The following is an 11,239-nucleotide window of genomic DNA, read 5'->3' as shown; positions in this document are numbered from 1 at the left end:
TCGATGTTATGAGGTACAGTAATCGAAATGTTCCTTGAGAGTGTTGTCCCATGAAAAGCCTGAAAAATGGGGATTATAGCGTGAAAAATGGTTTTCCCATTACCAATTACCCATTACCCATTACCGCGCGAAGCGCTGTATGACTGGAGTGGGAGCATCTTGCTCCCTGGATTTTTAATTAGGGTATTTCCGCTTCGCGGACATGAATAAGCGAACTTGATATCACGGCACTATGGTCGATTTTCCCTTTCTAAGTTTTCCTGTGCTTTGTCTCGACAGGTTTGTAGCATGGGATCGTCGGGTTCTGTCTCTAAAGCGCGATCGCACACTGCTAGTGCTTCCTGATAGCGTCCTAAATTCAATAAGGAAATGGCCTTGTTTTTCCAAGCTCGATAGAAACTCGGCTGGAGATCGAGCGATCGCTCAAAACTGGCTAAGGCTACCTCAAATTGCTGTAGCTCAAAGGCTGCCATTCCCCGGTTGTACCAGGTTTGTTCGTCGTCAGGATTTAGGGTGGTGGCTCGGTCGTAGGCGGCGATCGCCTGTTCAAATTTTTGTAACTTAAATAATAGATCTCCTTTCATGCCCCAGGCGATCGCCGACTGGCTATTTAAATCAATCGCCCGATCCAAATAGGCGATCGCTCCCCCTAAATTCCCCCGTTGCTCCTGCTTCATACTGGACTTCATCAGCGCCCTAACCTGTAACTCCTGTAACACCTTCTCCGGGTTACTCTCCTCAATACCCATCTGCTTCGCCAACTGTTGCGCCATCTGAGGTTGTAATTGCAACAAACGAAACACCCCCGACAAACTATTCAAAGACGGTAACTCTGGACGCGGTGAAGACGGTTTCTGGGCCGGTTTCTGGGCCAGTTTAGGACTCTCTTTCGGCCTCACCTGCTGCTCAGGAGGCGGAGAAATTGGAGGTTTCTCACTCACCGGAAGCGGAACACTCGCCGGTTTTTCCTCCACCTCTAGTTCTTCCACCCCCTCCGGTTCCGCTTCCCTAGGGCGTTGCAACAGGGCTGACCCAATCTCACCGGAGAGTTGCCCCAAAGCTTCTGGATAAACAGCCCTCAACTGCACCATCCGTTCAGCCAACTCCAGATTCGGGGCACGAGAGCCTAAAACCCGCTCACCAAAGCGCTCTAACCATCCCAACCACTCCCCTTCAGTCGTCCGTTCTTGCCATTGCCGGAAAAAATCCCGAATCTCTGCGCGTCCCCATCCTTGCGTACTTACCCCTTCTAGAAGCTCATGAAACAGGAATTCATAGTGAGTATAGCTAAGGGGAGGCCCGACCGGTGCATCCGAACCAGCCGCCCCAGTCCCCCGAAACTTTTGCCGCAGCGTTTTCCACCATCGCGCTAAACGGGCAAAGAGACTTCGCCATAATTTCCGCCAATCTACCATCAGCAATAGGTAATCCAGCAGTTTTCTCTGTTAAGGTACGTCCCCCGTCTGTCCGCAGACAGGGCAGACAGGGCTTACTCCTAACGCTTCGCCAGCTTTTTGCTCACTTTCCGCAAGCGCACCGACTCCGGCGTAACTTCTACCAATTCATCCGATCCAATATATTCCAAAGCACGCTCCAAACTCATTTGTACTGGAGCTTGCAATTGTACCAGTTCATCACCCGTAGAAGATCGCATGTTCGTGAGCTGTTTGGTTTTACAAACATTTAAGTCCAAATCTTGGGGGCGGTTATGTTCGCCCACAATCATGCCTTTATAGACCTTGGTTCCCGGAGTAATGAAAAACACGCCCCGGTCTTCCCCATTCTTGAGGGCATAAAAGGTGGCGGTTCCTTCTTCAAAGGCGACCAAAACCCCATTGCGGCGGGTTTCCACCTCTCCCCCTAGGCTACGATATTCAAAGAAGCTATGATTCATAATGCCTTCACCACGGGTGAGGCGCATAAATTCACCTCGGAACCCGATTAAACCCCGTGCGGGAATCACAAATTCGAGTTGAGCGCGGCCATTGCCTCCCATTTGCATATCTTGCATTTCGCCGCGACGTTGACCGAGCCGTTCCATACATCCGCCTACGGATTCTTCGGGAACGTCCAGAATCAGACATTCATAGGGTTCGCAGGGTTGGCCGTTGACTTCGCGATAGATGACTTGGGGTTGGGAGACTTGGAATTCGTAGCCTTCCCGACGCATGGTTTCGATGAGGATACCCAGATGCAGTTCACCGCGTCCGGAGACGAGGAAGGAATCGGGGGAGTCGGTTTCATGGATACGCAGAGCGACGTTGGTTTCGAGTTCCCGGAAGAGGCGATCGCGCAATTGACGAGAGGTGACAAATTGCCCTTCTTGTCCCGCAAAGGGGGAATCATTGACAGAGAAGGTCATTTGCAACGTTGGCTCATCCACCTTAATCAAGGGGAGGGCTTGGGGTTCATTGGGACAAGTAATCGTTTCCCCAATGTTGGCATCGCTAAAGCCAGCCACAGCCACAATATATCCGGCGGAAGCTTCTTCCATATCTACCCGGCTTAGTCCATCAAATCCCATCAGTTTAGAGATTTTAGACTTGACCATTTCACCGTTATCTTTGACTAGAGCTGCTTGTTGGTTGGCTCGAATGGTTCCATTGTGGATTCTACCAATCACAATCCGACCTAAGTATTCCGAGTAATCTAGGGTCGTAACTTGCAGTTGTAGGGGCTTGTCCGGATCGCCAACCGGCGGGGGAACGTGATGTAAAATCGATTCAAACAGGGCCTGCATGTCCTGACTGTCGTCTTTTAGGTCTTCTTTGGCATAGCCTTGAATTCCAGAAGCGAACAAGTAAGGAAATTCACATTGATCGTCATCTGCGCCCAGTTCTAGGAATAAATCTAAGACTTTATCGATCGCTCCATAGGGATCGGCTTGGGGCCGGTCGATTTTATTGACCACCACAATCGGACGCAGGCCTTTTTCCAGGGCTTTTTTCAACACGAACCGGGTTTGAGGCATGGGCCCTTCATTGGCATCCACAATCAGGATACAGCCATCTACCATGCCCAAAACTCGCTCGACTTCACCGCCAAAATCCGCGTGGCCTGGGGTATCAACGATATTAATTAGGGTATCTTTATAGTGAACCGCAGTGTTTTTAGACAGAATTGTAATTCCCCGCTCCCGTTCTAGGGTATTAGAATCCATGACACAATCGGGGACTTCTTCCCCTTCGCGAAAAATACCCGATTGCTTGAGCAGGGCATCCACAAGAGTTGTTTTGCCATGATCGACGTGGGCAATAATGGCAACATTGCGAATGGGAAGAGACATATATATTTAAGGGCCGTTAACTATAGATTTCAGCGTAATAAACATTACGCAATATATCTTAACAGTAAAAATACCCCTGGGTCAAGAGGTTTCCGCGAGCAGACAGCAACGGCGATCGCATGGTCTCTCATTAAATCTCTGAATATTACTTGGATTCTAGCAAATCTGAGCTTGGGTTCATCGGTGGGAGGCGATCGCCCTTAGTGATTAATCATCAGGGATTGAGTTATGATTAAACCAACTATGTTTAATTTTTAGCGAAAATGAGTTCAAACATTGAAGTTGTCATGCAAGCGATCGATCGACTATCGTTACAGGAACGGGAGCAAGTTCTGAGTTTCTTACAAGATCATTACTACTCTGGCGATCGAGTAAAGGGTTTGGAAAATAAGAATGCTCAATTTTGGCAAGGGGTATCTCTATCTCAATTAATGGAAAATCAACAGCCTAAAAGGTTCCAGGATGCTCAGGAATGGGTCGCTACATTTTGGCCAGAAGAGGATTCGATGGAAGATTTCTTAACATTTCTGAAAGAACAACGAAAAAATGCTTCTGATAGCTAACCCCAGATACAAACTATCCTATGGCTGTAATTTTAATCGATACAGATATTAGTTCTTTTATTTTTAAGGGTAGTAATTATGCCCAACCCTATATGCCGCTTTTGATCGGTCATCAGTTGGCTCTTTCTTTTATGACGGTCGCTGAACTGTTTCAATGGGCAGTAGTTCGTCAGTGGGGCGATCGCCGGATGCGACAATTGGAATCATACCTATTGAATTACTTGGTCATTCCCACAGATCAACCTCTGTGTCGTCAGTGGGCAAAGATTCGGGGCGATCGTCAAAGAATAGGGAAGCCTATTTCGCCCCAAGATGCCTGGATTGCAGCAACCGCATTACGCCACGATCTGCCCCTGGTTACTCACAATGCCAAAGATTTTGTAGAGATTCCCAATCTCCGCCTGCTCACTCCAAGTTAAATTTCTCTTCTGATGGGCTGATTGACTTGAAGATGGGGTATATTAGTGCTTGGATTGCCACTACGGATATTTGCGTTAAATCCATGAAATTACAAGAATTGATTGATTCAATCGAACAACTGTCTATTGAAGATCAAGATAATTAGTACCGAAACAAAGCTTGGTAAGAAAATCCGAATCGACTATAACTGTACATATCCCTCTTCTGTCACTCTACCCAAAAATTACCGTCCTAATTTTTGTCTGATCCGAGCGATAAAGGATTGGGTTTCCGGTAACTTCAAGGGGAGGCAGAGGAGGACAAAAATACCTAAACCGATGCCTCCGGAAATGGAGAGTTGCAGGAGATGGAAGAGGAAGCTGGGGGTTGTCCAGAGTTGTTCTAAGGTGTCGTTAATGAACCACGCTAGAGAGGAGGCGATCGCACTTACCCCCGTCAAGCTCAGTATCGGAAGCATCCACTCTTGCCAGTGTAAACCCTGAAGCTTTCGATCCAGCAAAACAATCATCGCTACCATAGAAAACAGGTTAACGCCAACGGTCGCTAACACTAAACCTGGCGCGCCAAAGGATTGAATTAATACATAGTCTAATACCCCATTTAAGACAATACTAATCAGACTAATCCGAAAGGGGGTTTGGCCATCTCCGAGGGCATAAAAGACACGCACCAATACATCTCGCCCTAAGTAAACAAACATGCCAACGCCATAGGCCACCAGTAAACTAGAGACAAACTGGGAGGCTTGCGGGTCAAAGGCTCCGCGCTCGTATACTACCCGGACGATCGCATCACTGAGGGCAATCATCAACCCCCCCAACGGTAACATGCTTAGGGCTGTCAGAATCATCCCTTGGCGGATGCGCTGCTTCAGTTCTGGCCAATTTTCGGGTTCCGTGAGTCGGGAAAAAACGGGTAACAGAGGAACCAGGAGCATATTGGAGAGAATACCCAGAGGTGTTTGCACCAATAATCCCGCATATCCCAAGGCTGAGGCGGTTTGGGGGATGAAGGAGGCAAAAAACAGGTCAGTATAAACATTAATTTGCATCATGCCAGAAGAAAGGGTCGCCGGGCCGAGAACCCGCAACACTTGACCGACTCCCGGTTGGCGAAACTGAAACCTGAGTCGCAAGGTTCCCAACCCCGATCGCCATTGCACCACCAGTTGCGCGAACCATTGGATCGCCGCACCTGCCAGGGTTCCCCAGGCCAGGAATTGACCGCCGATGCGAGCATATTCGGGGTTGATGATATCGGAGCCTAATTGCAGGAATAGAGCGCCTAAACTGGCTAAAATGGTCAAGCTAGAGAACAGGGGACTAATGGAGGGGAGAAAATACCGATCGCCCGCGTTCAATGTGCCAAATCCAATCCCAATCCAACCCGCAAGAAGCGCCATAGGAGCCATGATCCGCAGTTGTTCGACGGCGATCGCATGAATCTCCATTCCTTCTGCTGTTTGCAACAGTCCCGGAGCCACCAAATTGATTAAGGGATCGGCTGCCACCATCAGAAATAGGGTCACCGGCAGTAAAATCAGGCTGATTAATGTGGTAATCGTTTCTACCAACGGTGCAGCATCTTCCGGCTTGCGCTTGGCCAAAGCACTGACAATGGCGCTATGAAACGGGCCATTAATCCCCCCTAACAGAATCAGTAGGAAACCGGGAATCACATAGGCATAGGTATAGGCATCTACCGCCGCACCCACGCCAAAAGCGGCCGCGATCGCCTGTTGGCGAACTAAACCCGCCACTTTACTAACTAAGGTGGCGATCGCCACTAACCCGGCAATTCCCGCTAAAGAGCGAGATGATTTAGAAGAATCAGGCATTTTGGTAATCGGTAATCGGTAATCGGTAATCGGTAATCGGTAATCGGTAATCGGTAATCGGTAATTGTCGATCGCCGCATCCCCGTTTCCCCGCGTCTCCGTGTCTTCCCTATATCCCCCATTCCTTCACTCTACTGGCTAAAGCGTGCTAACAACTCTTCGCGGGAATTTTGCATACTCACCGAAACCGCCTCTTTTGGAGACAATTCCAGCAAGCGATCGATACAGCGTTTTTCGATGTTATGAGGTACAGTAATCGAAATGTTCCTTGAGAGTGTTGTCCCATGAAAAGCCTGAAGAATGGGCACGCATAGCGTAAAAAATGGTTTTCCCATTACCCATTACCCATTACCCATTACCACGCGAAGCGCTGTAATTGCCATTAACTCCTCATCTAAAGAACCAAACCTATTTCTAAACAAGGTTTCAATCATTAAACGTTTAGTCTGCCGCAACTGCTCCAGTCCTCGTTCAAGTCCGAGTTGAATCGTATCTTCCCGCCATTTTAAGTAAGCTGGTGATAATTCCATAATTAACTCCCGATCATCTGGATTTAAGTCTATTCTAGTTTGTACATTAATCTGCCAAATCCCAATCAGTCATGATATCATACCAATATTGTAAAGCACTTTTTACAAAAATTGATGAAGTTTGGTTGAAATACGCACCAGCAATAACCTTTAATTGGAATTCATCCGATTCCACAATGCCATAAAGCGATCGTCAGTTTGAGTCTTTTTATCAATTTTTGTTCGGGTTAAATTAATGTTATTTCCACAAACCCCTAATTTAGCACCCCGCAAGTCCGCATCCGTCAGATTTGGAGAACCTAAACTTCCAGAATTCATCTGCATTTTGCGTAAATCTGCCCCCGTCAAATCGGCATTACTAAACCGACTCATATACAACCGAGCCGATGTAAAACTCGCCTTTTGCATTGTGCTATTGTGAAAATCAACATTCTGGATTAATGCCTTAGAAAAATTGGCATCGGTGAAGTTTGCTTCCGAAATTTTTGTGATATTTTGCAATGAAGCATCCTGGAAGTTAGCACGGGTAACATTGGCGAGATCGAGAGTTGTTCGGCTTAAAAATGCCCCGGTTAAATCTGCATCCGTCAAATCTGACTGACTGAGATCGGTTTCACTTAAATTGGCTTGAATCAATTTTGCTCCCCGCAAATCAAAACCCGATAAATTAATCTTGTTTAATTGCAGTCCGCTCAAATCTTGTCCGGCTAAATCGGTTTTGGGATTCAAACCAGCTAATTTCAACTGTTCTAATAAATCGGGCGATCGCGCTTCTCGGATGGCTTGAATGATTCGTTCGATAGAAGTAGAGGTGCGATCGCCAAAATTGGCATCTCGCGTTTTCGCAGAACTCAAATTAGCCCCCAATAACTGCGCCCCCAATAACTGCGCCTGCGTCAAATTCGCCTGGCTTAAATTGGCATTTCGTAAATCCACACCCACCAAATATGCACCTTCCAAATCTTGCCCTTGTAAGTTCGCCCTTTGAAACTCTACGTTTTCTAAATTTGCCCCTTCCAGGTTCGCATTTTCTAAGTTTGCGTTTTCCAGATTTGCGGCTGTCAGGTTGGCATAACTGAAATTGCACTCCCGCAAATCCATCTCGGCAAAATTGGCATTTTCTAAATGGGCATTTTGATAATCTTTTCGATCCGAAGAGGGGTTGGCAAGTTCCCACAGTTCTCGGAGGCGATCGCTCAGATTTAATGCTCCGGAAATCACCGTTCCAATTAAGTTGGCTTCCTCCAAATTCGCGCCGTCTAAATTCGCGCCGTCTAAATTGGCATGGTTTAAATTGGCTTGTTCTAAATTCGTATTCGTAAAATTGACACCCGTTAAATTTGCGCCGATGAACTCACTTCTAGCCAAGTATGCTTCGCTCAAATCGGCATCCGTCAAATCTGCTTCAAAATTCTCTTGATTGAGAAGTTGCCAAACTAACCGCCATTTGGGATCGAGTTGGGTATTTTGATTGATTTCTGTTCCGGTTAAATTGGCTTGATTGAGATTGGCATTTCGCAGATCGGCATCATTCAGATTTGCTCTCGATAAGTTCGCTCCTGTGAGGTTGGCGTGGCTAAGATTTGCACCGGATAAATTCAACAAATTGAGATGTTGGAGATTAGCATGGCTGAGGTTTGCTTGCTGAAATGAGAGCATCCGATCGCCCCTCATTTCCTCTAAATTGGCACGGCTGAGATGGGCGCGATCGAAGTTAGTTTTAAATAGAGCCGTCCCTTTTAAGTTTGCTCTAACCAAACTTGCTCCGGCAAAATTACAGTTGCTCAAATTAGCATTTTCTAAGTTCGCACCATCCCAGTTAACTCCTTGGAAATCCCGATCGCTCAAATCCAGTCCTTGAAGATCTTGTCCCGAATACCCTCTGTTTTGCAATTCCCACAAAATCCGTCCCGTGCGATCGAATTGAGTTGAACGATCGATCGCCACATTTGTGAGATTCGTTGCGCACAGGTTTGCTCCCCGAAGATCGGCACTGCACAGGCTCGAATGGCTGAAATCTGAGTGTTCTAAATCGGCATTTTGGAAATTGACACCGTTACACATTGCCGCTTGAAAATTTCCCTTCGGCAGTTTGGCGCGATCGCAATTTGCACCCGACAGGTTAGCTTGGCTGAAGTTCGCACCCGGCAAATAAACGGCTTGGAAATTAGTATCCTGCAAGCTAACTTGACTCAAATCAACGTCAGTACAGGAGATGAGCGAAAAATTGGCGCGATCGCAGGTTGCCCCCTCCCAAACCGCTCCCGAAATGACTGCCATTTCCAAATTGGCATCGTGTAAATTAGCCCCTGTGAGATTGCTGCGATTCAGGTTAGCTTGGCTTAAATTCGCCCCCGATAAATCCGCGTTGCTCAAATTTGCCTCTCGAAAATTGGCTTGGCTGAGATTCTGATTTTGTAAATTTTGGGAACTGAGATTACCTTTACAAAGAGAGACTTTAATCAATGTTGCTCCCTGCAAGTTCATGTCATGCAAATCTGCCTCGAACATCTTGGCATCTGTCAAGTTTGCCCCAGAAAAATTAATCGCATCAAATTTTGTCCCCGTAAAATCCACCGATTCTAGATCGGCTTGACTAAAATCAATCCCAGTTAAAGTTGAGCTGTTAAAACTGCCATTTTTGAGATTTGCACCCCTGAAGTTAATATCGGTTAATTCGAGAGCGATTAATTTCAATCCCCGCAAATCTTGTCCCTGGAGTTGCAAGTTTTGAGTGTCTTGATTTGCCAACTGCCAAAATAATTTCCATTTCGGATCGAGTTGGGTATTTTTATCAATAACGCTGAGTCTCAGATCGGCTCCCGTCAGGTTCGCGCCGAGAAAATTAGCGCCCCGCAAATCGGCACGGTTGAGGCTGACATTGGCTAAGTTTGCACCGCTAAAATCGCAATTTCTGAGATCGGTTTTTCCGAGAACAGCATTGCTGAAGTTGTAGCCTCGAAAGTCGCGATCGCGCAGATCTCCCTTTTGGAACCACAAACCCTGCAAATTGCCGTCCGCATGGGTGGGGTTGAAGAGTTTCCACAGCGCTAGATATCGCCCATCTAAACGGGTGCGATCGTCGATCGCCACCCCTTCCAAACAAGAATTGTCCAAACGAGTACGGCTCAAATTTGCGCCCCGGAAATCTGCCCCCTTAAAATTGGAGTTTTGCAAGGATGCATCCGATAAATCGGCATCTTGAAAGTTCGCTCCCGAAAAGTCGCAGCGATCGCAGTGAACCCGATTGAGTTTGGCTTCGTTAAAATTGGCGCTCTTAAAATTGGCTGTAGCGCCAAAAGCCTGAGTTAAATTAGCGCCTTCAAAGTTGGATCGACTCAAATTTGAACTACTGAGGCGACATTGGGATAAATTTGCACCGGAAAAATTAATGCTTTGTAAATTAGACTCATCCAAATTGGCAAAGGACAAATCGGTGTGGGAACAGTCCCGATTTTCATTGCTCAAATTCACCAGTTCCCAAACCAATTTCCACTTCGGATCGAGGCGGGTATTGTCGTTAATTTGACTGTTGTGGAGGTGGGCGAGTTTGAGATCGGAACCTGTCAAATCTGCATCTTCTAGGTTTGCTCCTCGCAAAACGGCAGAAGTTAAAGAAACACCTTGTAAATTCTTTCCTTTGAGGTTGCGATCGCTCAAAATCGCACCTGATAAATTTGCCCCCGGTTGCAGTTGTTCTTCAGTGACGGGGGGGCGGCTGCTGCTAAACCGGCGATTTCGCTTCAGTTGAGTGTTCTGATTCTGTGGTTCCTGACTACTCCGACGACGGCGGCGACGGGGTGGGTTTTCGGTATTTTCGCACTCCGACATGGTGGCTTTCTCCCCTTGGAATCTCCTATTTTGATTGTAATCGATTGAAATTAGACTTCTTTTATGAGGTACGTTTTGATCCCCCTTTCATGTCCGCTTGCGGAAAATGCCCCGATGAATTGGGGGACTTTCTTCTGCTGCCCCCCTTTTTTAAGGGGGGTTGGGGGGGATCTTGTGCCTTGCCCTCAGTACAGCCCACCAGGGGATTACTTAATGTCTAAGAGTTCCACATCAAAAACCAAGGTGGCATTGGGGGGAATGACACCGCCTGCGCCTCTAGCTCCGTAGCCTAAGTCTGGGGGAATGGTGAGCTGTCTGCGTCCGCCGACTTTCATGGACATTACGCCCTCATCCCAGCCTTTAATCACTTGGCCAACGCCAATGGTGAATGTAAATGGGGTATTACGATCGCGGGAACTATCGAATTTTTTCCCATTTTCCAAGGTTCCCGTATAGTGAACCACCACTTTATCGCCTTTACTGGGGCTTTTTCCATCTCCCACCACCAGATCGACATACTTGAGACCCGATGGAGTCATTGTCGCTTCTGCGGGGGCTAAATTTTCACTGCTATTCTCGGCACTAGCCATCAGTTCAGTTTCTCCTTGGTTGCTCATTTCAGTGATTCCCGGAGGGGAAACCTCTGATACCTTAGCAGCATTCGCCTGACTGGGGGAGCTAAACAGTTGTGCTGCCACCAAAATCACGGCACAGGTCGCCATTACCCCAAAGGTAATCCAAATTTCTTTCACGTAAGTTTTCCTCAATGCGA

9 protein-coding genes are annotated in these 11,239 nt (G+C 47.2%); 2 read left to right on the top strand and 7 right to left on the bottom strand.

The features are described from left to right. Positions 1 to 230 precede the first annotated feature (230 nt). Both PJF56_RS07325 and typA read right to left on the bottom strand, forming a co-directional pair. Positions 231 to 1,415: a tetratricopeptide repeat protein gene (locus PJF56_RS07325; RefSeq protein ID WP_283761996.1), complete on the bottom strand. Its 1,185-nt coding sequence runs from the start codon at positions 1,413 to 1,415 to the stop codon at positions 231 to 233. 80 nt (positions 1,416 to 1,495) lie between these two features. Beyond that, entirely contained in the window at positions 1,496 to 3,286 is a 1,791-nt protein-coding gene (typA, locus tag PJF56_RS07320) for a translational GTPase TypA (protein WP_283761995.1), read from the bottom strand. A 263-nt stretch (positions 3,287 to 3,549) separates the two neighbouring features. Between typA and PJF56_RS07315 the strand changes: the two genes are divergently transcribed. Further along, a complete protein-coding gene (locus PJF56_RS07315; RefSeq protein ID WP_283761994.1) occupies positions 3,550 to 3,849 on the top strand; it encodes a hypothetical protein in 300 nt (99 codons plus the stop codon). 20 nt (positions 3,850 to 3,869) lie between these two features. Then, a complete protein-coding gene (locus PJF56_RS07310) occupies positions 3,870 to 4,268 on the top strand; it encodes a type II toxin-antitoxin system VapC family toxin (protein ID WP_283761993.1) in 399 nt (132 codons plus the stop codon). Positions 4,269 to 4,492: 224 nt separating this feature from the next. On the opposite strand, the gene murJ is transcribed toward PJF56_RS07310, so the two are convergent. The 5 genes from murJ to PJF56_RS07285 all read right to left on the bottom strand — a co-directional run bounded on the left by murJ (position 4,493) and on the right by PJF56_RS07285 (position 11,189). Continuing rightward, positions 4,493 to 6,106: a murein biosynthesis integral membrane protein MurJ gene (gene murJ / locus PJF56_RS07305; RefSeq protein WP_283761992.1), complete on the bottom strand. Its 1,614-nt coding sequence runs from the start codon at positions 6,104 to 6,106 to the stop codon at positions 4,493 to 4,495. Positions 6,107 to 6,237: 131 nt separating this feature from the next. Beyond that, on the bottom strand, positions 6,238 to 6,441 hold the full coding sequence (locus tag PJF56_RS07300; protein ID WP_283761991.1) for a hypothetical protein: 204 nt from the start codon (positions 6,439 to 6,441) through the stop codon (positions 6,238 to 6,240). Positions 6,442 to 6,447: 6 nt separating this feature from the next. Beyond that, entirely contained in the window at positions 6,448 to 6,636 is a 189-nt protein-coding gene (locus PJF56_RS07295) for a hypothetical protein (protein ID WP_283761990.1), read from the bottom strand. A gap of 150 nt (positions 6,637 to 6,786) precedes the next feature. Further along, positions 6,787 to 10,467 (bottom strand): pentapeptide repeat-containing protein, encoded by a 3,681-nt coding sequence (locus tag PJF56_RS07290; protein WP_283761989.1) that lies wholly within the window; start codon positions 10,465 to 10,467, stop codon positions 6,787 to 6,789. Positions 10,468 to 10,673: 206 nt separating this feature from the next. Further along, positions 10,674 to 11,189, bottom strand: a complete 516-nt coding sequence (locus tag PJF56_RS07285) for an FKBP-type peptidyl-prolyl cis-trans isomerase (protein WP_347179475.1) — start codon at positions 11,187 to 11,189, stop codon at positions 10,674 to 10,676. Positions 11,190 to 11,239 lie beyond the last annotated feature (50 nt).

Origin of the sequence: Roseofilum halophilum BLCC-M91, assembly GCF_030068445.1 — a bacterium.
In the GTDB taxonomy this organism is placed as follows: Bacteria; Cyanobacteriota; Cyanobacteriia; order Cyanobacteriales; family Desertifilaceae; genus Roseofilum; species Roseofilum halophilum.
The sequence above is the reverse complement of the archived record's forward strand: the minus strand, read 5'-3'. Positions and strand labels throughout refer to the sequence as shown.